Here is a 21,405-nt window from a genome sequence, read left to right on the forward strand (position 1 = left end):
CGATAGATTGCTGCCATGCCCACGAACGCCGGGGCGCACCGGATCGCGGTCCTCGTCACCGACGGGTTGTTCGACTTCGAACTGGCCGTCCCGACCGAGGTCTTCGGGATCGACCGCTCCGACATCGTCGCGCCGTGGTACGACTTCCGGCTCTGTGCCACCGGCCCACCCCGACCCCGCACCCACGCCGGCCTGATCGTCGACACCCCGTACGGGCTCGACGACCTGGTCGACGCCGACACGGTCGTCGTGCCGGCCTGCGACCGGGCGTTTGGGATCGCCCCGTCGCCCGACGTCCTCGACGCACTCCGCGAGGCACACCGGCGCGGCGCCCGGATCGCGTCGATCTGCACCGGTGCCTATCTGCTGGCGGCGGCCGGGCTGCTCGACGGACGGCCGGCGACCACCCATTGGATGAACGCCTTCGACTTCGCCAACCGCTATCCCGAGGTGCGCCTCGACCCGGACGTGCTCTACGTCGACGACGGCGACGTCCTGACCTCGGCGGGCACCTCGGCCGGGATCGATCTGTGCCTGCACATCGTCCGGAGGGACTTCGGCGCCGCGGTGGCCAACACCATCGCCCGCCGCATGGTGATCCCCGCCCACCGGGAGGGCGGGCAGTCGCAGTACGTCGAACTGCCGCTCCCGCCGCCGCGCGCCGACACCGGCCTCGCCCCGCTGCTGGACTGGGCGGTCGCGCATCTCGACGAGCCGCTCACGGTCGCCGACCTCGCCCGCCGGGTGCACCAGAGCCCACGCACGTTCGCCCGCCGGTTCCGCGACGCCACCGGGACCACGCCGCTGCACTGGCTCCTCCAGCAGCGGGTCCGCCTCGCCCAGCAACTGCTCGAGTCGACCGACGAACCCGTCGAGCGGATCGCGGAACGCACCGGCTTCGGGACGGCGGCCAACCTCCGGGTGCACTTCGCCCGGGTCACGAGCGTGTCACCGAAGACCTACCGCCACGTCTTCAGCCGCCGCGGCCAGGGGGTAGATTCCTCGGACGTCTGATGATGACCCGTCGTCTCCGGAGCTTGCATGGACCAGACCCGCAGCTACCTGACCCGGCTGGGTCTGCCCGATCGCGACGCCGGCGGGCTGCCTGACTCGGCCAAGCGGTTCCCCGACGGCGCGCAGTACCGCCTCGAGATCCCCAGCGTCGAGGGCCCGGACGCGCTGCAGGCGGTGCTCGGCGCCGCCGAGGAGTACGGGATCAGGGTCCACCGGATTAGCCAGGGCAGCGGGATCATGCTGCAGACCGACGCCGAGATCACCCGGATGCTGGACCTCGGTTCGCAGCACGACGTGGAGATCTGCCTGTTCACCGGGCCGCGCGGGTCGTGGGACGTCGGCGTCCAGGCGACCACGTCGTCCGGGCGCGGAGTGGGCGCCAGTCTGCGCGGCGCCGACCAACTCGTCTACGGCATCGAGGACGTCCGGCACGGCTGTGATCTCGGCCTGCGCAGCGTCCTCGTCGCCGACATCGGCCAGCTGTGGGTCCTCGGCAAGATGAAGGCCGACGGCGAGCTGCCCGCAGACCTCGTCCTCAAGGTGTCCGTGTCGCTCCCGGCCGCCAACCCCGCGACCGCCCGGGTCCTTGCGGACCTCGGCGCGACGACCATCAACCTGCCCATCGACCTCTCGCTCGCCCAGATCGCGGCGATCCGGCAGGCCGTCGACGTACCGCTCGATGTGTACGTCGAAGGAGCGGACGACTTCGGTGGCACGGTGCGTCATTACGAGATCCCGGACCTCGTCCGGGTGGCCGCACCGGTGCACCTGAAGTTCACCGTGCGTAACTCGCCGGGGATCTACCCGTCCGGTGAGCACCTGCGACCGGTCGTGGTCGCGACAGCCCGCGAACGGGTCCGCCGGGCCGCGATCGGCCTGGCGATCCTGCAGCGTTACTACCCCAAGGCGGTGGCCAGTTCATGACCGACACGACGTCGACGCCGGACGGCGCGGAGCAGCCGATGCGCAGCCAGGGCTGGTTCGGCGGCCGGGGACGGTCCGGATTCATCCACCGCTCGTGGATGCGCAACCAGGGCTTTACACCCGAGGTCTTCGACGGCAGGCCGGTCATCGGCATCGCCAACAGCTGGTCCGAGCTCGCCCCCTGCAACGCCCACCTGCGCGACGTCGCCGACGCCGTGAAGCGGGGCGTCTGGCAGGCCGGCGGGTTCCCGCTCGAGTTTCCCACCATGTCGCTGGGCGAGTCGATCATGCGGCCGACCACGATGCTCTTCCGCAACCTGATGTCGATGGAGGTGGAGGAGCAGATCCGGGCCAACCCGGTCGACGCCGTGGTCCTGCTCTCGGGGTGTGACAAGACGACGCCGGCGATGCTCATGGGCGCCGCCAGCGCCGACATCCCGGCGATCATGGTGACCGGCGGGCCGATGCTCAACGGCAAGTTCCGCGGCAAGGACATCGGCTCGGGCACCGCCGTGTGGCGGTTCGAGCAGGAGGTCAACGCCGGCCGTATGACGCAGGACGACTTCCTCGCGGCCGAGTCTTGCCAGTCCCGCAGCCGTGGGCACTGCATGACGATGGGCACCGCCTCCACGATGGCCAGCATGGCCGAGGCGCTCGGGATGCAGCTGACCGGATCGGCGGCGATCCCGGCCGTCGACGCCCGGCGCTACGTCGTGTCGCAGGCCAGCGGCCAGCGGATCGTGCAGATGGCCCGCGAGGACCTGCGGATCAGCAAGATCCTCACCCGGGAGGCGTTCGAGAACGCGATCCGCGTCAACGCCGCGATCGGCGGCTCCACCAACGCGGTGGTCCACCTGATCGCCATGGCCGGGCGGCTCGGCGTACCCCTCGGGCTCGACGACTTCGAGGAACTGGCCCGGTCTGTGCCGACGCTGGTCGACCTGATGCCCTCCGGGCGATTCCTGATGGAGGACTTCTACTACGCCGGTGGTCTGCCGGTCGTGATGCGCGAGCTCAGTGACCAGCTCAACCGCGACGCACTCACCGTCACCGGCCGGTCCATCGGGGACAACGTCGCCGATGCGGAGTGCTGGAACCGCGAGGTCATCCGGACCGTCGACGACCCCTTCCAGCCCGCCGACACCGGTACGGCGATCCTGCGCGGCAACCTTTGCCCGAACGGCGCGGTCATCAAGCAGTCCGCGGCGTCCCCGCACCTGCTCAAGCACCGTGGCAAGGCGCTGGTCTTCGACACCGTCGAGGACTACCACGCGGTCAGCGATTCCGACGACCTCGACGTCGACGAGTCGACCGTCCTGGTCGTGCGCAACGCCGGTCCGCGCGGCTACCCCGGTTTCCCGGAGGTCGGCAACGTGCCCCTGCCGCGGAAGGTGGCGGAGAAGGGGGTCGACGACATGGTCCGGATCTCCGACGCCCGGATGAGTGGCACCGGCTTCGGCACGGTCGTCCTGCACATCGCTCCGGAAGCCGCGGTGGGCGGCCCACTCGCGCTCGTGCACTCCGGAGACTGGATCTCCCTCGACGTCGCGAGCCGGAGTCTGACCCTCGAAGTCGACGAGGAAGAACTGGACCGGAGGCGTCAACAATGGTCGCCGCCGGAGCCTATTTACCAGCGCGGCTACGCACAGTTATATACAGAGCACGTCTTGCAGGCAGACCGTGGCGCCGACTTCGACTTTCTTCTTGGTGGAAGTGGCCATGAAATACCACGGGACTCCCACTAAAGGACATACTCTCTTCTACTGAGGACTCGGTTCCGAGGCCGGCACCGTCATCGCGGCGGCGCGTAGAAGGGGTGGGATCACATGTCCGAGGATCAGGAGCGCGCGCGTGCCGGGTTAGAGGCTTCACGCCGCCAGCTGCTGAAAGGGGCGGGCCTCGGTGGTCTCACCGTGGGTGCCGCCGGACTACTCGCCGCATGCAGCAGCAGCACGAGCAGCGGCAGTGGCACCGGGGCGGTCGGTGACTACCCGTCGACGCCGAAGTGGAAGTGGGTCTTCGTCAACCACGTGACGACCAACCCGTTCTTCCAGGCGACGCAGTACGGCATCCAGGATGCTACGAAGATCACCAACTGCACCTATCAGTGGACCGGGTCGGAGACCTCAGACGTCTCCCAGATGGTCAGCGCCATGAATACCGCGATCAGCAGCAACGCGGACGGCATCGCGGTGTCGCTGATCGACACCAAGGCATTCAACGCGCCCACGCAGAAGGCGCTCGCCAAGGGCATTCCGGTGGTTTCCTACAACGCCGACGCCGCCGGGAACGATCGACTCGCCTACATCGGGCAGGACCTGTTCCTGTCCGGCCAGAAAATGGGCGAGCGGATCGTCCAACTGGTGCCGTCCGGCGATGTTGCGCTTTTCATCGCGACCCCCGGTTCGCTCAACATCCAGCCGCGTATCGACGGCGCGATGCAGGCCATCAAGGCCTCCGGCAAGCCGATCAAGGCGACGGCGATCGCGACCGGAGCTGAGGTCAACGGTGAGCAGGCGAAGATCGACGCCTACTACCAGGGCAACAAGGGCGTCAAGGGCCTCTTCGCCGTCGACGCCGGAAGCACGCAGGGCGTCGGGCAGGTCATGAAGAAGTACAGCCTGCAGGGCAAGGTGCACGGTGGCGGTTACGACCTGCTGCCGACGACACTGCAGCTCATCAAGGAGGGCGTGCTCGACTTCACGATCGACCAGCTTCCGTACTACCAGGGCTGGATCCCGGCGATGTACCTCTACATGTACAAGCTGTCGGGGACGTTGCTCACCCCTGCGGAGACCAACACCGGCCTGAAGTTCGTCACCAAGGACACGGTCGAGCCATATCTCGCGACTCAGGACCGGTACGTCGGAAACTCGGCAGCCCAGAAGTACATCAAGAGCAGTTGATCGAGGCGTCGGTGACGGGCGGCGGTAGGACATGACTGTGCAGCAACCGGCAGACAGTGCTGCACCGGAGACGAAAGAAGCGAACGGCTCGAGCCCCGGTGGACCGTCTGGGAGTTGGCGGGACACCGGGGTAGGGGCCGTGTTCAGCGGTCTGCTGCGCTTCCGCGAGCTCAGTGTCGTCGTCGTGACGGTCGGCCTTTTCATCTATTTCACCGTCTCGAAGGGCTCGGACTTCACCGGCCTGGACAACATCGGCAACATCGCCAACCTCACCTCGTCCACCGCGATCATCGCGGCGGGCGAGGTGATGTTGCTGGTCTGCGGCGAGATCGACCTGTCGGTGGGTCAGACCTTCGCACTCACCCCGTTCATCATGATGGCGATGAACGACTACGGGATACCGCTGTTCCCGTCGCTGCTCATCGCCCTGCTCGTGGCCGCGGCGTTCGGATTGTTCAACGGCGTGGTCACGGTGATCCTCGGGTTACCGTCGTTCATCACCACGCTGGGCACCCTGTACCTGATCCACGGCATCACATTGAAGGTGTCCGGCAGCTTCCCGCGTGCCGCACCGCAGGACGGATTCCTCCCGCACCTGCTCGGCGGCTGGCAGTGGTCGCAGATCATCTGGGCCATCAGCATCGCGCTCGTCATGCAGATCGTCCTGACGAGCACGAAGTGGGGCGCCTACACGATCGCGACCGGCGGCAACTTCCTCGGCGCCTCCGAGGCCGGCATCAAGGTCCGGGCGATCAAGATCCGGGCCTTCGTGCTCACCGCCACCCTCGGTGGATTCGCCGGCATCATGGAAGGCATCCACATCTCGCAGAACTTCGACCCAAACGCGGGCGGCAACGACCTGATGTTCGCCGCCGTCGCCTCGTCGGTCATCGGCGGCACCGCACTACTCGGCGGCTCGGGAACCGTCATCGGCGCCTTCTTCGGAGCCGCACTGCTGGGGATCCTGCAGGACGGCTTCAACGTGCAGGGCATCAACTCGACCACCTTCATCGTCGTCGAGGGCATCGCGATCATCGCGGCCATGGTGCTCAACACGCAGCTGGCGAGATTCCGCACCGGCGCGAGGGCAGGTTGACGTGACCTCGGTTCCACAGGAGAAGACTGCCCACCCCGATGCCATCCGGGTCGAAAACGTCGCCAAGCACTTCGGCACCGTGACCGCCCTGCGCGACATCAACATGCACGTCGGCAAGGGCGAGGTGCTCGGCCTGATCGGCGACAACGGCGCGGGCAAGTCGACGCTGATCAAGATCCTGACCGGGTTCCACCAGCCGGACGAGGGCCAGCTCTACGTCGACGGGCAACCGGTCGTGCTCAAGTCGGTGAAGCAGGCCCGCGACCTCGGCATCGAGACCGTGTTCCAGGACCTGGCTCTGGTCAACACCCTGTCGGTCTACATGAACCTGCACCTGAACAAGGAGCCGACGTTCGGCCCCTTCCTGCGCCGCCGGAAGATGCGGACCCAGGCACGGCGGTATCTCGACGACATCGGCATCAGCATCCCGTCGGTCAATGCCGAGGTGGCCAACCTCTCCGGTGGTCAGCGGCAGGCGATCGCGGTCGCGCGGTCGGTCTACTCCAACGCCAAGATCCTGCTGCTCGACGAGCCGCTGTCCGCGATGGGCGCCAAGGAGGGCGGGATCATCCTCGACCTCGTGCGGATGCTCCGCGAGCGCGGCGACCTGTCGATCATCATCATCGCGCACAACTACACCCAGGTCCTCGACGTCTGCGACCGGGTGAATCTGCTGCAGCACGGCGAAATCACCTTCGACAAGCCGAGCTCCGAGACGTCGGCCGAAGACCTGCTCGACATGGTCGCCCGCGAATACCGCACCGGCGGAAAGTTCGCCGAAGGGCGGGGGAGCTACCTCTCCCAGATCCGGGACGAGGAGTAGCCGCTAACACCGTCATCGCGGCGGCGCACAGTAGCGTGGGTCCGATGTCCGACGATGAGGAGCGCGTTCGCACGCCGTTAGAGGCCTCACGCCGCCGGCTACTCGGGGCGGGCGGTCTCGGCGGTCTCACCGTCGGTGCCGCCGGCCTACTTGCGGCCTGCAGCAGCAGTGCCGCGGGCGGGACCGGCAGCGAGGCGGTCGGTGACTACCCGTTGACGCCGAAGTGGAAGTGGGTCTTCGTCAGCCATTTGACGGGCAGCGCGCTCTTCCGTGCGACCAAGTTCGGCATCCAGGACGCCACGACGATCACCAACTGCACCTACCAGTGGACCGGTTCGGCCGTATCAGACGTGTCGCAGATGGTCGACGCCATGGATACCGCGATCAGCAGCGGCGCGGACGGCATCGCGGTGTCGCTCGTCCACGGCAAAGCGTTCAACGGCCCCACCAAGAAGGCGCTCGACAAGGGCATCCCGGTGGTTTCCTTCAACGCCGACGCCCCTGAGAACGACCGCCTTGCCTACATCGGCCAAGATCTCTTCCGGTCAGGTCAGGAGATGGGCAAGCGCATCGTGTCTTTGATCCCGTCCGGCAAGGTCGCAATCTTCATCGCCCTCCCCGGCTCGTACACCATGCAGCGCCGGATGGACGGCGCCATGCAGGCGATCAAGGACTCCGGTGCACCGATCGAGGCTACGGCGATCGGAACCGGGACCCAGCTCAGCGCCGAGCAGGCGAAGATCGACGCCTACTACCAGGACAACGAGGACGTGAAAGGCATGTTCGCCGTCGACCCCGGAAGCACGCAGAGCCTCGGGCTGGTCATGAAGAAGTACAGCCTGCAGGGCAGAGTGCATGGCGGCGGTTACGACCTGATGCCGACGACGCTGCAGCTCATCAAGGCCGGCGTGCTCGACTTCACGATCGACCAGATGCCCTACTACCAGGGCTGGATCCCGGCGATGTACCTCTACATGTACAAGCTGTCCGGCACGCTGCTGGCTCCGTCAGACACCGACACCGGTCTGAAGTTCGTCACGAAGGACACCGTCGACCCGTATCTGGACATGCCCAACCGCTACGAAGGCACCTCGCCTACTCAGCAATACGTCGACAGCTGATGGAAGGGCGGGCGGACCGATCCCGCCGGTGCGATCTATTCGGCGGGAAGCACACCCGCAGTTCTGAGCGCCTCATGAACGGCCAGGAAGGACTGACGGCCGGCAGGCGTGCCGCAGTAGATGGTGACGTGGACGAGTACTTCCTCGATCTCAGCCACCGTCGCGCCACTAGCGAGCGCGCCTCGGACATAGATGGCCAATTCCTGGTGTCGACCCAGTGCCGCGAGAATGCCAAGGCTCAGCAGCGCCTTCGACTTACGGTCAAGCGCTGTGCCGCTCCATGCACGTCCCCACGCCAACTCCGTGACGAGGTGTTGGAACGTCATCATGAACTCATCCGATTCGGACAAGTTGGCGTCGACGAATTCGTCGCCCAGCACTTCGCGCCGGATGCGCAACCCTCTCTCGAAATCCTCGCTGCCGCTCACATCGGGGACGATACCGACTCTCCACGCCTAGAGCCACGGCTCAGCGGGCGGTCAGCGTCCTGCGTTCACCGCCGCGTACAGCGCGTCCGCGTACGCGGTGTCCGCCGGCTTCTCACTTACCCCGATCCGCCAGGTGCCGCCCGGGTAGTCGCCGGGCGCCCAGGTCGTGCCGACCGGGTTCCACAGCGGCTGCCACGAGATCGCCCCGTCGGACGGGTCGAACCAGTGATTGGATTCGCTCCAGGCCGACCCGGTGCGGTACGCCGCAACCAGACTCACCCTGTCGTCGCCGGCGAGGGTCCAGTGCGCGAAGCCGGGCGCGTCACCGTTCTGGTCGAGGTTCGTCGAGTCGCCGAGCCGGGGCAGCGTCGTGTCGAGTGACCAGCTGGCCTCGAACGCGGGGGCCGAGGGCGCCGCCGAGACGTGCCAGTCGAAGGACGTGTCGAAGTCGGTGTCCCGGAACTTGAGCGTCCAATCGACGGTGACCGGTTCGTCGCCGATCGGGATTCCGGTCATGGCAATCGTTCCGTCGGTACCCGCGGTGGTCGCTACCGGCACGCCCGGCCGGTCGGTGTCGCCGAATGCGCCGATGCCGGCGTAGGGCAGCGTGCCGCGGAAGGCCGAGTCGAGAAGCTGCTGCCGGGACCCGCCGTCGGGAACGGACAGGGAGGTGAGGTCCGGCTCGGGGTGGGTGGTCAGACGGGCGCGGTAGTGGGACGTGGTGACGTCGTACCCGGATGTGGTGACGGCGCGCCGCCAGTCGAGCGGTGCGAGCGACACGCCGCCCTGTCCCCAGCCGGCCGAGGTCACCCACCAGCTGCCGTCGGTGTCCCGGACGACCTCGAGCGCGTGGGCGGCGATGTGGCCGACCAGGTGGTCGATGCTGAAGTGCAGTGGGTCCCCACTGGCGAAGACGTCGGTGCCGACGTATCCGCGCCGCGGGCCGATGAAGAGGTAGTACCGGCCGTGATGATGCACCACGAACGGCGACTCGGTCCCGCCGCCGAAGGTGCCCGAGGCCGGGTCGGTGTAGGCGACGTGCTTACTGCCCCAGTGCAGCAGGTCGCGGCTGGTGCGGTAGGCGACGATGTGGTGTCCGCCGGTCGGCTGGTCCGTCGCGGTGTAATACATGACCCAGCTGTGGCCGATCCGCAGGATGAACGGGTCGCGGGCGTCGTAGCCGTCCCGGAACAGTGGATCGGAGCGGTAGCGGGTCCAGTGCCACAGGTCGGTGGACGTGGCGACGCTGATCTCCGACGTGGTGCTGCCGCCGCCGCCCGCGTAGAACATGTAATAGCGGCCCTTCCACGACATGACGTACGGCGCCCAGAGATGGGTCTCGCCGAACGACGGGTCGACGGTCAGCGCGAACGGCTGCTTCGTCCACGGGCCGTGCAATGTCGGTGCGGTGGCGTGTGCGAAGTTGACCTCGTTGTCCGGGTCGGCCGGCTCCGGGTGGGTGATACCGAACAGGTGCCACGTGCCGTCGCGGCCCCGCACGATGGTGTGGTCGTTGATGTACCACGGCTGACTCTCGCCGACGCTCGGGTCGTAGATCTTGGTGAACGGCCCGGCCGCGACCTGCTTGCTGGTCTGGCTGAATGGCGCGACCGTGACCCCGGTCGGCGCCGAGGCGGCGGCGGGCGCCGCCAGCGCGGCGCATGCCAGCGCCGCTGCCACCGCCGCCGCCACCGAACAGACGATGCCGCGGCGCCGGCTCATATCGCGCTCCCCATTCCCTGGTAGTCGATGTCGAGCATGGTGCAGACCGCCTTGAGTTCCTCGACGTATTCGCCGGGTACGGCGTGGATGTGGTTGGCGCCGAAGCCGGCGAGGAATTCGCCGGCGTCCACGTCGAGCCGGGTGAAGGCGTGCGGCCATTCGGCTGTGGAGAGGCGCATCATGGCGTCGTTGGTCGCGTCGTCGTAGGTCTCGAACGACCCGCGGACGACGTGCATCCGGTAACGGTGGTCGCGACGGGTGAGCCGGGCGAAGGTGCAGTCGCCGGGGGCGGCCAGGTGATGGATCGACGCACCGCCGGCCGGGAAGAAGAACACCTCCGGGTAGAGGTGTACGGCGCTCATGTTCTCCGCCGGGTCGTCGCTGCGCCGCGCGTACCAGGTGGCGTGCTGGCCCGAGTTGCACAGATCCCAGACGCCCGGGTCGGCGTGGTAGTGGCGTACGTCGGCGAAGAGCGCCGGGGTGCCGCCGGAGATCAGCTTGAGGATCTGCATCGTGAGGGCGCCGTCCATGTCGGCCTCGGTCGCTGTGACGTGGGTCGGCTTCGGCCCTTCCCAGTCGTACGGGTCGTTGAGGAACGCCTCGGCGACGTCCATGGTGGCGAAGTGGGTGGTCAGCTCCGGTTGGCCCTTGATCCCGGAGAAGTCGAGGTTCCACTCGTCGATGAGCTCGCGCATCGCGTAGTAGCTGCGCACCTGCCGGCCGAGCAACTCCGGGGTGAGTAGCCGACCGTCGTAGTGCACGCCCGCGGAGTACTTCTCCAGCCAGGCGATCGCCGCGTCGACCCGGGAGGGCTCGACCTTCTCCGAGCGCCGGACGATCTCCCACTGGTCGATCTCCTCGACGTCGACGCCGAAGATCTCCATCCACTGATCGGTGTTGGCCACCGCCGTGTTCATCCCCATCGGGCGGCCGCCGATCCGGCCGAAAGTGCAGCCGCGCAGCCCGGTCACCGCCGTCGCCGCCCGTACCTGCGTCAGGACGCGCGCGTGGACGTCGGGATCCCGGATGTCGCCCCACGCCCGCGAATGCACGCGGCCGATCTGGTCGAGCGCACCGCCGCCCGCGAGCATGCCGACCATTCCGGGCTGCTGCGGATCGATGCTGGCGAGCAGCTGGAGGGGTCCCGGCGTCGCCGCCGCGGCGAGCATCGTGAAGTGCGGGAACGCCCACACCGGATAGTGGAAGATCGTGAGGTCCGGCCGTCGGTCGGCGATCCGGCGGGCCTCCGCCGTCGCGAGCTCGTTGGTCGAGACGGGTTCCCTCCCGCGGATGACCTCGTGGCCGTCACTCTCCAGGGCGGCGGCGATCGCGCTCTCCGCATCGCGGCAGAAGTCGGCGATGTCCGAGGCGACGTAGTCCCGCCCGTCCGACATCGTGAGCAGGCCGATCCGGGACATACGGTGCCTCCAGGAGTCTGCGAAAACGTTTCGTGGATCGTTTTCTGGCCGCAGAATCTAGGAGCGGCACCGGACGCTGTCAAGAACCGTTCTCGGACCGTCTGGCGGCCCGCCGTAGACTGCCGCCATCACGAGGAGCCGACACCGATGACGATGACCATCCGGGATGTCGCCGCGCGGGCCGAGGTCTCGCCGGCGACGGTGTCGCGCGTGCTGAACGGTCGCACCGATGTGGCCACCGAGCTGCGTGACCGCGTGCTCGCCGCGGTGTCCGAACTCGGTTACCGACCCAACGGGGCCGCACGAAGCCTGCGTACCCGGGCGACGACCGTGCTCGGTGTGGTGATCTCCGACATCACCAACCCCTTCTTCACCGCGATGGTGCGCGGTGTCGAGGACACCGCGCAGGAGGCCGGTTATTCGGTCGTTCTCGCCAACACCGATGAGGATCCGGCGAAGGAACTGCGCTACTTCGAGGTGGCGGCGGCAGAGCAGATGGCCGGCGTCGTACTGTCGCCCGCGTCCACGAGCCATACCCGTATCGACGTGCTCACGGAGCGAAACATCCCGACGGTGACGATCGACCGGCGGCTGCGCGGTGTGCCGATCGACAGCGTGACCGTCAACAACTTCCGGGCCGCCGCAGAGGCCACCGCGCATCTGATCGACCAGGGGTGTCGCCGAATCGGCTTCGTGGCGGGCCCGACGACGACCACGACCGGCGCGCGCCGGCTCGCCGGCTACCGGGCCGCCCTCCGCGATGCCGGAATGACCGCCGACCCCGACCTCGTCGTCAACGCCGACTTCCGCATCGACGGTGGCCGGGCGGCCACCGTCGGGCTCCTGGAGCGGGACGACATTGACGGTCTCTTCGTGTCGAACAACCTGATGACCATCGGTGCCCTCGAGGCGCTCGGGTCGCTGGGCCGCTCGATTCCCGACGACCTGGCCGTGGTCGGGTTCGACGAAGTCAGTTGGGCGAGTGCGCTACGGCCGCCGCTCACCGTCGTCACCCAACCGACCTACGAGATCGGCCGGCGCGCCGCCGAGCTCCTGCTCGCCCGCATCCGCGGTGACCTGTCGCCGCCGCAGAACCTGGTCCTGCCGACATCCCTGGTGGTGCGGGAAAGTTCGTTGCGGTCGGCCCGCCCGACGGGGCGACGCGGCCGGTCTAGTCGGCCGGCGGCTGGCGCACCCGCACGCGGCTGAGCAGCTGGGAGAGCATCGCCTGATCCCGGACGGACAGGTCGGCGAAGACCTCGGCCCGGATCTGGGCGAGGATCCGGGGAATCACCGCACGCAATGCCTTGCCGCGCGGCGTGAGCCAGACCTGCACCATCCGGCGGTCGGTGTCGTCGGGGCGTCGGGAGACCAGGTCGTTGGCCTCCATGCGTTGCACGGTCCGGGTGATCGTCGCGGTCTCGAGACCGATCCGCCGCGCAAGCTGACCGGGGGTGAGGCCGTCCTGGTCCCACAGACACATCAGGATGACGTGTTGGCCGGCGTAGACACCGTGCTCGACGAGCCGCCGCTCGACCGTCGTCTTCAACGAACGGGCGACGGCACCGATGAGGCTGAATGGATCGTCATGCCCGTCGACCATTTGACGACTCTACGACCCGTTCCGCCCGCTTCAGCTCGGGGTCACGCCCTGCGGATGCTTGAACAGGTTCTTCGGGTCGTACTGCGCCTTCACCTGCTGCAGCCGCGGATAGTTTTTTCCGAAGTACGCCTGCTGCCAATTGGTGATCTGCGGGTCGACGTAATTCTGGTAGGCCTGTCCGCTGACGTAGTGCTGCATCGACGTCCGGGTCGCGTGCGGCCAGGCACTGGCCGATCGGACCGCCGCCGGTGTCGTGTTCGGATACCAGTTGGCGATGTACTGGATCGAGCAGAGTGCGTCGCGGTGCACGAAGGCCGTCGCGGTGGCCGGTACGCGGTTGATCTGGCCGCCGGAAGCGTCCATCGCGATGCTGACGTCGGGGACGCCGCGGGTGTCCTGGCGGCGCTGCACCGCGCGCACCAGCGTGGCGATGCCCGCGCCGGACATCGGCTTGACGACCCAGTCGGAAGTGGCGGCGTAGGCCTGACGCTGCACGTGGCCGGCCGGGGTGAGGTGACACTCGGCGACGCTCTCGCTGCCGCAGCCCGCCTCGGTGAGCATGGCCGCGAGGAACGAATGCGAGGCGATGCTGCGGGTGCTCGGCTCGGAGCCGACCGAGCTGACCAGCCGGTCGATGAGCCGGTTCAGGGACGCGGTGTCGGTGCCGAGGTAGGTCCCGGCGACGGTGACGACAGCCGACGACGCGCCCGGATTGGACGACAGGTGGCAGGTGCTCCACAGCGGATCCGGGGCGGTCGGCCCCCAGTGTTGCCAGGCGTTGACGACGCGGGCGGCCCGCGACCACGGCCAGTGCAGCACCCAGGTGAGGACGGGCGGAGCCTTGTGGGTCTTGAACGTGAAGGCGGTGACCGCCCCGAACGTGCCGCCGGCACCGCCCTGACTGGCCCAGAAGAGGCCCGGGTCGCGCTGCTTGGCGTCGCAGGTCCTGATCTGGCCGTCCGCGGTGACTATCTCGACCTCGGTGATGTTGTCGCAGGTCAGCCCCCAGGCCCGGCCGAGTACGCCGATGCCGCCGCCGAGGGTGAGCCCGGCGATCCCGACCGACGGACAGGACCCGCCGGGCGCGGCGACCCCCCGGGCGGCCAGGCCGGAGTAGAAGTCGATCAGCCGGGTGCCGGCTCCGACCTTGGCGGTCCGGGTGGCGGCGTCGTACTTCACTCCGTGGATCGGTCCGACGTCGAGGACCAACCCCGGCCCGGAGGACCAGCCCGCGTAGCAGTGGCCGCCCGAGCGCAGGGCCAGCGGGACGTTTTCCTGCTTGGCGAAGCGCACGCACTCGGCCACGTCGGCCGACGACACGCACTCGGCGATGGCCTGCGGGTGGATGTTGTCGAAGCGCGGGTTGAACAGCTTCCGGGCGGCGTTGTAGGTCGGCGCCCCGGGCCGGATCAGCTTGCCCTTCAGGCCCTTCTGCAGGGCGGCCCAATCCGGCGCACCGTTGTCGGCCGGGGGCGGGCTCGAGGAGGTCACGTCCGACGGGCTGGCCGTGGCGGTGGCCGCGCTCTTGCTGACCTTCGCCGCCGTACGCCGGGTCGCTGAGGCGCTGGCGCCGCCGGCGGACGTGGGGGCACCGCTGGTGCAGGCGGAGGCGGCGCCGACGAGCGCGACAGCGCCGGTCAGCCGGAGGAAGCCGCGCCGAGCCAGTTCGTCGACCACTCTGAAGACGTTAGCCGTTACTCGACGTCACCGGGCCGCTGACGTAAAACATGGGACGGGAGCCGAGACCCATGATCAAGAGGGGATTTCGGTGCGAAACGCCGTACGGATCCCCTCTTGATCATGGGGATTGGTCCGGGCCGCCGGGTCACATCCCCGTGTGTGCCGGGCGCGCGGTGCGGGCCGAAGGCTGGACGTGGTGGGCCAGGGCACGGAGCACGTCGGCCAGCTGGGCCCGTACGTCGGCGTCGGTCACCAGGCCGTCGTCGCCGATGGCGTCGCGGCTCATGGGTGCCCGGGCGCAGGCCTGCGACACGACGTCGACGCCGATGTAGCCCATCACCTTGGCCAGCGACTCGTGGGCGTCGGCACCGCCGGTCGGCGCCGCCACCGATGAGACGTTGATCCAGGCGACCGGCTTGCCGTAGATCTCCCCACCGCCGACGGTCCAGTCGAGGAGGTTCTTGAAGCTGCCGGGCAGTGCGCCGGCGTACTCCGGGGTGCAGAACAGGATGGCGTCAGCGGCGGCGATCTGGCGGCGGAGGTCGGCGACCGCCGGATGAAGCGGCTGATGGTCGTCGTCGGGGTTGAACGCCGGCAGGTCGGCCAGCCCGGCGTAGAGATCGGTCGTCACGCCGTCCGGGGCTACCGACGGCGCGGTACGAAGAACGGCCGTGTTGGTCGAGCCGGACCGCGTGCTTCCCGACACGAGCAGGATGCGTGCGGCCGTGTTGTCGGGCACCTGTCACTCCTCGATGATGGGGAGCCTCAAATCTAACCGAGTCGCTCGACGATTCCTGCGTCGTGGGCGAGCAGTCCGGCCTGGGTGCGATTCGCGCAGTCGAGCTTGACCAGCATCCGCGACACGTATCCCTTGACGGTCGCCTCGGACAGGAAGAGCTTGCCCGCGATCTGCGCGTTGGACAGCCCCTCGCCGAGGCCGCGGAGCACCTCGACCTCCCGTTCGGTCAACGACCGGGTCAGATCCTGCGCGCGTTGCTGGGTGGAGCTCCGGTCGGTCGACGCCGCAACGAGCCGACGCGCGGCGGACGGCGAGAGCACCGTGTGCCCGTCGGCGGCGACGCGCACCAACCCGATCAGATCTTCCGGCGGGGTCGACTTCACCAGGAACCCCGCGGCTCCGGCGCGCAGCGCGCGCAGCACGTACTGGTCGGCGTCGAAGGTCGTCAGCGCGACGACCGCGGGCGGGTCGGGAAGTGCGCTGATCCGTTCGATCGCGGTCAGGCCGTCGACGCCGGGCATCCGCAGGTCCATGAGGACGACGTCGGGTCGGCCGCGGACGACCGATTCGACTCCGGCGGCGCCGTCGTGCGCCTCGTCGATCACCTCCAGGTCGTCGGCGGAACCGAGGATCGTCCGGAGGTGGGCGCAGACCATCGGCTCATCGTCGACGACGATCACGCTGATGACCCCGGCGGGCGACGGCATCAGCCGCGCACCGACTCAGCGGTCGGTACGTAGGCGGGCAGCGTCGCCTCGACGCAGAAGCCGCCGGCCGGGTCGGGGCCCGCGTGGAGCGTGCCGTGCACGAGCTCGATCCGCTTGCGGAGATTGGCGATGCCCATTCCGGAACCGGTGTCGACCAGCGCTACGTCGGCCGGCCGGGTCGGCGGGGAGTTGCGGACGGTGAGTCGCACCTGCGACGCGTCGTAATGTGCGTGCACGGTCACCTGCGCGCCGGGCGCATGCTTGCGCACGTTGGTCAGGGCCTCCCGCACGATCCGGTACGCCGTCCGCCCCACCACCGGCGAGGCGAGACCCGGGTCGCCGTACTCGATCAGTTCGGTCGGACTGCCCACGGCGGTGGATTCTGCCGCGAGATCGGCGAGCGCCGACGTCGCCGGATGCGACTCCTCCGGCTCCTCGTCGCCGTCGGACGTCCGCAGGATGCCGACGAGGTCGCGCAGTTCGTCCAGCGCCCGGCAGCCGGCCTCGCGGAGTTCCTCGGCGGCCTCGCGGGTCGCACCGTCGGTCGTACTCATCCGCAGCGCACCGGCCTGCAGCACCATCAGGCTCACCCGGTGTGTGACGACGTCATGCATCTCGCCGGCCAGCCGGGCCCGTTCCTCCGCCCGTGCCTGCTCGGCGAGCAGGTGACGCTCGCGCTCGGCCCGTTCGGCGCGCTCGGTCAGCGCGCGGACCAGCCGCCGGCGCGCCTCGAAGTACATCGCCAGGAGCGGTCCGGCGCAGGTACGGAGAACCCCGACCGTGATGACGATGATCGACGGCTGCCAGGGCCGCGCGACGATGATGGTCAGGATGACGATCGCGATGAAGGCCCGGCGCCGGTCGACCTCCGAGCCGGGGCGCAGGCACTGCACCGGCGCGTACGCCGCGAGAACCGTCGCGAAGGGCGCCCACACGTTCTGGTCGTGCAGTGGGGTCAGCGCGCCCACGGGCCAGATCAGCAGCGTCACCAGCAGGGTGAACGCGGCCAGTATCGCGACCACCGTGATCGGCCAGCGCCGGCGGGCGACGAGGGAGAAGCAGGCGACCGCCTGCAGGGCGAGCAATGCCCAGGCGAGCGTGTCCGGGTGCGCCGGCCACCACGACGAACCGACCAGCGTCAGGCTGGTGTCGAGGACCACGAAGAAGACCGCGATCGCCACGTCGAAGAGGACGTGGCGTCGAGGGTTCCCGGGGGCGTCGCTCACCCGGTAAAGGTACGTCCTGGGGCCGCCGGTCGACCTGACCAGGAGACCTTCGGCCCGCAGGTCCCTACGAAAGTCGCACGCCCACCTGCAGGGCGGGCATTTCGTCGCCGCCGAACCCGCCCTTTCACCCTGCCGGGCGACCCCTCCTACCGCGTCGAATAGGTCACGTCAGCAGACCGAGCCCGAGGAGGCCCCGTGATCAGGGTGCGACGGTTGTCCAAGGCGTACGGCGGCACCGTGGCCGTCGACGACCTGTCCTTCGACGTGCGGCCCGGTGCCGTGACCGGATTCCTCGGCCCGAACGGCTCAGGGAAGTCGACCACGATGCGGATGATCCTGGGCCTGGACCGACCGACCGCCGGCATCGCGACCGTCGACGGGAAGTCCTACGCCGACCTGCCGGCGCCGTTGCAGGAGGTCGGGGCGCTACTCGACGCCCGCGCCGCCGACGGTGCCCGGACGGCGTACGACCATGTGCGCTGGGTCGCCCGGGCCGCCCATCTGCCGCGCGGGCGGGTGGACGAGGTTCTCACCGTCGTCGGTCTCTCCGACGTGGCGGGCAACCGCGTCCGGACCTTCTCCCTCGGCATGTACCAGCGGCTCGGTCTGGCGACCGCGCTGCTCGGGGATCCGTCGACGCTGATCCTCGACGAGCCGATCAACGGGCTCGACCCCGAAGGCATTGCCTGGATGGGCGACCTGCTCAAAGACCTCGCCCGGCAGGGCCGGACCGTGCTGGTGGCCAGCCACCTGCTCAACGAGATGCAGGGGACCGCGGAAGCCGTGGTCGTGATCGGCCGGGGACGGCTGGTCGCCGACTCGACGGTCGCCGACCTGACCGGCGACGGCACAACCCTCGCCGAGGCGTTTCTCCGACTCACCAGTGACACCACCACCCACCGCAGCGCGCCGGTACGTCGTTGACGACGCCGCGCACGCCACGAAACGAAAGGACCACCATGTCCGCACCGACCACCACCGGCAGCACCGTGCAGATCCCGCGCCCGGGCCGCTACGAGATCGACGCGCAGGTGTCGACCGTGCGCTTCACAGGACGCCACCTGTTCGGACTCGCCCCGGTGCGCGGAACCTTCGCGATCCGGCACGGAGTGATCGACGTCGCCGACCCGGTCGACGACTCCCGGGTCGACGTGGAGATCGACACCGCGAGCTTCCACACCGGCAACACCCAGCGCGACGCCAACGTCCGCTCCCGACGGCTCCTCGACGCCGACCGCCACCCGGTGATGACGTTCACCTCTGGGCGGCTGGATCGGTCCGATGCCGGCACGACTCTGGCGGGCACCCTCACGGTGCGCGACGTCCAACGCCCGGTCAGCCTGCGGATCGACAGTTCCGCGCTCCAGCCCGGCCGGCCGTATTCCTTCGCCGCCCGTGCGGTCACCCGCATCGACCGGGCCGACTTCGGTGTGACCGCATACCGCGGGCTGGCCGGTCGTCATCTGGAGCTCTCCGTGCAGATCCTGGCGGTGGCGCTGTGACCGCCGCCATCGGGACAGCGCGGGTGCGCCTCCGCGACACCGTCTCTTCGGAATGGGTGAAGGTCTCGACCCTGCGGGCGATGCTTCCCCTGCTGGGACTCGCCGCGCTGCTCGCCGTCGGCGTCGGGGCGCTCCTGTCGGCGGCGGCCGGCGGTGACTTTGCGGCGCTCGATCCGTCGGCCAAGCACGTGTTCGACCCGGTGGCCACGGCGTTGTCGGCGATGCCCTACGCCAACGTCATCGTCGCCGCGATGGCGGTGACCGGGGTGGCTTCGGAATACGCGAACGGCATGATGCACGTGACGCTCACCGCGACGCCGAAGCGGTCGCGTGCATTCGCCGCGAAACTGCTCGTCGCCGCGCCCGCGGGCCTCGTCGCGGGCGTCCTCTTCGCCGCGGTCGCCGTCGCCGTCGGCCTGCGGATGATGTCCGCCCGCGGCGTGCCCACACCGGGCTTCTTCGACGGGGGCGTACTCGCGGCGATCCTCGGAGCCGGCGTCGGGACCGCGCTGATCGCGATTCTGGGCACCTGCATGGCGTTCCTCGTCCGGCGTACCTCCGTCGGCGTCACGCTCACCAACGTCGTGGCGTTTCTGCCCGGGATCCTCTACGTGCTCCCGGTCTGGTGGCAGCACCACGTGCTCGCCTACCTGCCGACCGGTGCGACCTCGAGCCTCGCCGGAACGGTCGCCGGCCGGTCGGCCGTGCACCTGTCGACCGGAACGGCGTACGGCGTGGTCGTCTGCTGGGCGGTGATCCTGGTCGCGGCCGCCGGCACCGTCCTCAACCGCCGGGACGGCTGAGGTCGTGGCAGACTCGACCGATGACCCAGGGACCATCGATCGCGGTCACGGGAGCGACTGGCGCGCTCGGTGGCCGGGTCGCGGCCCGGCTGGCGGCGGCCGGCGTGGAGCAGCGACTCGTGGTCCGCGACGCGGCCCGCGCGCCGTCCCTGCCCGGCGCCGACGTGGCACAGGCGTCCTATGAAGACACCGAGGCGATGCGGCGGGCCATGGCCGGCGTCGAGACGGTGTTCCTCGTCCCGGTGGGGGAGATGCAGGGTCGGGTGCGGGTGCACACCGCCGCCGTCGACGCCATCGTGGCGGCCGGCGTCCGGCGCATCGTCTACGCGTCGTTCCTGCGGGCCGCGCCGGACGCGACATTTACCTTCGCCCGCGACCACTACGCGACCGAACAGCACATCCGCGGTACCGGGGCGGAGTTCACTTTTCTCCGGGAGAGTCTCTACCTGGATCTGGCACCCACCTGGGTCGGCTCGGACGGCGTGATCCGCGGTCCGGCGCACGACGGCCGGGTCGCTTGGGTCAGCCGGGACGACATCGCCGACGTCGCGGCGGCGGTGCTCACCACCAGTGGGCATGAGGGCCAGACCTATGACGTCACCGGTCCGGTCTCGATATCCATGGCCGAGTTGGCCGACGAACTCGCGAAGTTCTCCGGTCGCCCGGTGCGGTTCGAGGACGAGACCCTCGAGCAGGCGCGGGCGTCCCGGGCATCCAGTGGCGCGCCGGACTGGGCGATCGAGGGCTGGGTGACGTCCTACGCCGCTGTCGGAACCGGGGAGTTGGACGTCGTGAGCGACACGGTGGCCACCCTTGCCGGGCACCCCCCGCAGACCCTCGCCGAGTTTCTGCACGATCACCCGCCGCTCTAGCGGGCTTCGAGCACCTTCTTGAGGGCGTTCAGGTCGGCCTGGACGAAGGTCGTGTCGCGCTCGAACTCTTTGTCGCTCACCCCGGGAGCCCGGCGGAGCGTGAACACCACCTCGCTGCCGGCGCCGTCGGCGATGACCCGCATCGGGTTGTAGACGGTCTCACCGGAAGGCAGCGTGACCCGGTGGTCGAGACCCCTGGACTCGCCGCCTCGGTGCAGGAGGGCGACGGGCGACGGGTCGGTCGACCTGCGCACTGACGTGACGGGATTCCGAAGGCATGTCGGCACCCTCCCAAGTGTCACCCCTGCACCAGCCGGACGGCGGGTACCGAACAGTTCCGTTGCACCACACGGTGAACTTTGTCGTTCGGTTGCTCGTTATACAGAAACAGAGGGACAATTGAGGAGCAGTATCGATCAGGCCGCCCTTTCCGGGGCAGTCCTTCCGGGCGGGCGTCCGCGCGGCATGGCTTGGGCTCGACCTCCCGTCGATCGCGATCACGGGGGGATCCATGTCCGATCGAATAGCCGTCTGCCCGACCCCATCACCGAACGGCCGAGTGACACTGGCCGCCTGCGCCCATGGCCTGACCGACGGTGTCGAGGTCTGTCGGTCCCGCTCCTGCCGGCCGCTCCGTAGCCGCAGCCATATCGAGGTCGACGTGATCGGCCGACCGATGGTTCTGCTCTGGACCAACCTCACCGCCGACGAGGTGGACTTGGCCCGCGCCTATGCCGACAGCCACGGGCTGCGGATCGATCTCTGTGACATGCCGGCCGGCGCCGCGATCGACGCCCGGCTGACGGTCAGGTAGACGGATC

At 68.9% G+C, this 21,405-nt stretch carries 21 protein-coding genes and 1 pseudogene; 13 read left to right on the forward strand and 9 right to left on the reverse strand.

Translation table 11 applies throughout. The features are described from left to right. Positions 1 to 15 precede the first annotated feature (15 nt). From VGH85_11360 to VGH85_11390, 7 genes are all read left to right on the forward strand, one after another. Positions 16 to 1,014, forward strand: coding sequence for a helix-turn-helix domain-containing protein (locus tag VGH85_11360; protein ID HEY2174398.1), 999 nt, complete (start codon positions 16 to 18; stop codon positions 1,012 to 1,014). A 27-nt stretch (positions 1,015 to 1,041) separates the two neighbouring features. Then, a complete protein-coding gene (locus VGH85_11365) occupies positions 1,042 to 1,938 on the forward strand; it encodes a U32 family peptidase (GenBank protein ID HEY2174399.1) in 897 nt (298 codons plus the stop codon). After that, complete coding sequence (locus VGH85_11370; protein ID HEY2174400.1) at positions 1,935 to 3,683, forward strand: IlvD/Edd family dehydratase; 1,749 nt, start codon at positions 1,935 to 1,937, stop codon at positions 3,681 to 3,683. Before VGH85_11365 ends, VGH85_11370 begins: the two co-directional genes overlap by 4 nt. An 81-nt stretch (positions 3,684 to 3,764) precedes the next feature. After that, on the forward strand, positions 3,765 to 4,844 hold the full coding sequence (locus tag VGH85_11375; GenBank protein ID HEY2174401.1) for a sugar ABC transporter substrate-binding protein: 1,080 nt from the start codon (positions 3,765 to 3,767) through the stop codon (positions 4,842 to 4,844). A gap of 139 nt (positions 4,845 to 4,983) precedes the next feature. Next, positions 4,984 to 5,940 carry an ABC transporter permease gene (locus VGH85_11380; GenBank protein HEY2174402.1) on the forward strand — a complete coding sequence of 319 codons (957 nt, stop codon included), beginning with the start codon at positions 4,984 to 4,986 and terminating at the stop codon, positions 5,938 to 5,940. A 1-nt stretch (position 5,941) separates the two neighbouring features. Further along, positions 5,942 to 6,763, forward strand: a complete 822-nt coding sequence (locus VGH85_11385; GenBank protein HEY2174403.1) for an ATP-binding cassette domain-containing protein — start codon at positions 5,942 to 5,944, stop codon at positions 6,761 to 6,763. Positions 6,764 to 6,807: 44 nt separating this feature from the next. Further along, the gene (locus VGH85_11390; protein HEY2174404.1) at positions 6,808 to 7,884 is read left to right on the forward strand and encodes a sugar ABC transporter substrate-binding protein; all 1,077 of its coding nucleotides are present in this window, start codon (positions 6,808 to 6,810) and stop codon (positions 7,882 to 7,884) included. A gap of 35 nt (positions 7,885 to 7,919) precedes the next feature. Here VGH85_11390 and VGH85_11395 read toward each other — a convergent pair whose 3' ends face one another. Genes VGH85_11395 through VGH85_11405 form a run of 3 tightly spaced genes read right to left on the reverse strand, consistent with a single transcriptional unit; the run spans position 7,920 to position 11,452 of the window. Next, positions 7,920 to 8,312 (reverse strand): carboxymuconolactone decarboxylase family protein, encoded by a 393-nt coding sequence (locus VGH85_11395; GenBank protein HEY2174405.1) that lies wholly within the window; start codon positions 8,310 to 8,312, stop codon positions 7,920 to 7,922. A 51-nt stretch (positions 8,313 to 8,363) separates the two neighbouring features. Continuing rightward, a complete protein-coding gene (locus VGH85_11400) occupies positions 8,364 to 10,034 on the reverse strand; it encodes a family 43 glycosylhydrolase (GenBank protein ID HEY2174406.1) in 1,671 nt (556 codons plus the stop codon). Continuing rightward, the gene (locus tag VGH85_11405; protein HEY2174407.1) at positions 10,031 to 11,452 is read right to left on the reverse strand and encodes an L-fucose/L-arabinose isomerase family protein; all 1,422 of its coding nucleotides are present in this window, start codon (positions 11,450 to 11,452) and stop codon (positions 10,031 to 10,033) included. Before VGH85_11405 ends, VGH85_11400 begins: the two co-directional genes overlap by 4 nt. Positions 11,453 to 11,599: 147 nt before the next feature. Here VGH85_11405 and VGH85_11410 point away from each other — a divergent pair, with 147 nt between their 5' ends. Then, complete coding sequence (locus tag VGH85_11410; GenBank protein ID HEY2174408.1) at positions 11,600 to 12,661, forward strand: LacI family DNA-binding transcriptional regulator; 1,062 nt, start codon at positions 11,600 to 11,602, stop codon at positions 12,659 to 12,661. Here the strand turns inward: VGH85_11410 and VGH85_11415 are convergent. From VGH85_11415 to VGH85_11435, 5 genes are all read right to left on the reverse strand, one after another. Then, on the reverse strand, positions 12,624 to 13,055 hold the full coding sequence (locus tag VGH85_11415; GenBank protein ID HEY2174409.1) for a MarR family transcriptional regulator: 432 nt from the start codon (positions 13,053 to 13,055) through the stop codon (positions 12,624 to 12,626). The two genes, VGH85_11410 and VGH85_11415, sit on opposite strands and share 38 nt — an antisense overlap. A gap of 30 nt (positions 13,056 to 13,085) precedes the next feature. Next, positions 13,086 to 14,732 (reverse strand): FAD-binding protein, encoded by a 1,647-nt coding sequence (locus VGH85_11420; GenBank protein HEY2174410.1) that lies wholly within the window; start codon positions 14,730 to 14,732, stop codon positions 13,086 to 13,088. A gap of 148 nt (positions 14,733 to 14,880) precedes the next feature. Then, positions 14,881 to 15,474 carry an NAD(P)H-dependent oxidoreductase gene (locus VGH85_11425; GenBank protein HEY2174411.1) on the reverse strand — a complete coding sequence of 198 codons (594 nt, stop codon included), beginning with the start codon at positions 15,472 to 15,474 and terminating at the stop codon, positions 14,881 to 14,883. Between the two features lie 32 nt (positions 15,475 to 15,506). Continuing rightward, entirely contained in the window at positions 15,507 to 16,181 is a 675-nt protein-coding gene (locus tag VGH85_11430; protein ID HEY2174412.1) for a response regulator transcription factor, read from the reverse strand. Further along, complete coding sequence (locus VGH85_11435; protein HEY2174413.1) at positions 16,181 to 17,407, reverse strand: histidine kinase; 1,227 nt, start codon at positions 17,405 to 17,407, stop codon at positions 16,181 to 16,183. Before VGH85_11435 ends, VGH85_11430 begins: the two co-directional genes overlap by 1 nt. Positions 17,408 to 17,602: 195 nt before the next feature. Here VGH85_11435 and VGH85_11440 point away from each other — a divergent pair. From VGH85_11440 to VGH85_11455, 4 genes and pseudogenes are all read left to right on the forward strand, one after another. Continuing rightward, positions 17,603 to 18,262: pseudogene (locus VGH85_11440) on the forward strand (ATP-binding cassette domain-containing protein). A 104-nt stretch (positions 18,263 to 18,366) separates the two neighbouring features. Next, a complete protein-coding gene (locus VGH85_11445; GenBank protein ID HEY2174414.1) occupies positions 18,367 to 18,909 on the forward strand; it encodes a YceI family protein in 543 nt (180 codons plus the stop codon). Beyond that, complete coding sequence (locus VGH85_11450) at positions 18,906 to 19,712, forward strand: hypothetical protein (GenBank protein ID HEY2174415.1); 807 nt, start codon at positions 18,906 to 18,908, stop codon at positions 19,710 to 19,712. The genes VGH85_11445 and VGH85_11450 overlap by 4 nt, the downstream gene beginning before the upstream one ends. 20 nt (positions 19,713 to 19,732) lie before the next feature. Then, positions 19,733 to 20,584: an SDR family oxidoreductase gene (locus VGH85_11455; protein HEY2174416.1), complete on the forward strand. Its 852-nt coding sequence runs from the start codon at positions 19,733 to 19,735 to the stop codon at positions 20,582 to 20,584. On the opposite strand, the gene VGH85_11460 is transcribed toward VGH85_11455, so the two are convergent. Then, positions 20,581 to 20,838 (reverse strand): hypothetical protein, encoded by a 258-nt coding sequence (locus tag VGH85_11460; GenBank protein HEY2174417.1) that lies wholly within the window; start codon positions 20,836 to 20,838, stop codon positions 20,581 to 20,583. The genes VGH85_11455 and VGH85_11460 overlap by 4 nt on opposite strands. A gap of 305 nt (positions 20,839 to 21,143) precedes the next feature. On the opposite strand from VGH85_11460, the gene VGH85_11465 reads away from it, so the two are divergent. Continuing rightward, positions 21,144 to 21,398: a hypothetical protein gene (locus tag VGH85_11465; GenBank protein ID HEY2174418.1), complete on the forward strand. Its 255-nt coding sequence runs from the start codon at positions 21,144 to 21,146 to the stop codon at positions 21,396 to 21,398. Positions 21,399 to 21,405 lie beyond the last annotated feature (7 nt).

The organism is Mycobacteriales bacterium, from assembly GCA_036497565.1.
In the GTDB taxonomy this organism is placed as follows: Bacteria; Actinomycetota; Actinomycetes; order Mycobacteriales; family QHCD01; genus DASXJE01.

Bases quoted from the DNA above. Each gene is read 5' to 3' on its own strand.
- VGH85_11360 (HEY2174398.1), top strand. From the start codon at position 16: ATGCCCACGAACGCCGGGGCGCACCGGATCGCGGTCCTCGTCACCGAC.
- VGH85_11365 (HEY2174399.1), top strand. From the start codon at position 1,042: ATGGACCAGACCCGCAGCTACCTGACCCGGCTGGGTCTGCCCGATCGC.
- VGH85_11370 (HEY2174400.1), top strand. From the start codon at position 1,935: ATGACCGACACGACGTCGACGCCGGACGGCGCGGAGCAGCCGATGCGC.
- VGH85_11375 (HEY2174401.1), top strand. From the start codon at position 3,765: ATGTCCGAGGATCAGGAGCGCGCGCGTGCCGGGTTAGAGGCTTCACGC.
- VGH85_11390 (HEY2174404.1), top strand. From the start codon at position 6,808: ATGTCCGACGATGAGGAGCGCGTTCGCACGCCGTTAGAGGCCTCACGC.
- VGH85_11400 (HEY2174406.1), bottom strand. From the start codon at position 10,034: ATGAGCCGGCGCCGCGGCATCGTCTGTTCGGTGGCGGCGGCGGTGGCA.
- VGH85_11405 (HEY2174407.1), bottom strand. From the start codon at position 11,452: ATGTCCCGGATCGGCCTGCTCACGATGTCGGACGGGCGGGACTACGTC.
- VGH85_11410 (HEY2174408.1), top strand. From the start codon at position 11,600: ATGACGATGACCATCCGGGATGTCGCCGCGCGGGCCGAGGTCTCGCCG.
- VGH85_11415 (HEY2174409.1), bottom strand. From the start codon at position 13,055: ATGGTCGACGGGCATGACGATCCATTCAGCCTCATCGGTGCCGTCGCC.
- VGH85_11430 (HEY2174412.1), bottom strand. From the start codon at position 16,181: ATGCCGTCGCCCGCCGGGGTCATCAGCGTGATCGTCGTCGACGATGAG.
- VGH85_11445 (HEY2174414.1), top strand. From the start codon at position 18,367: ATGTCCGCACCGACCACCACCGGCAGCACCGTGCAGATCCCGCGCCCG.
- VGH85_11455 (HEY2174416.1), top strand. From the start codon at position 19,733: ATGACCCAGGGACCATCGATCGCGGTCACGGGAGCGACTGGCGCGCTC.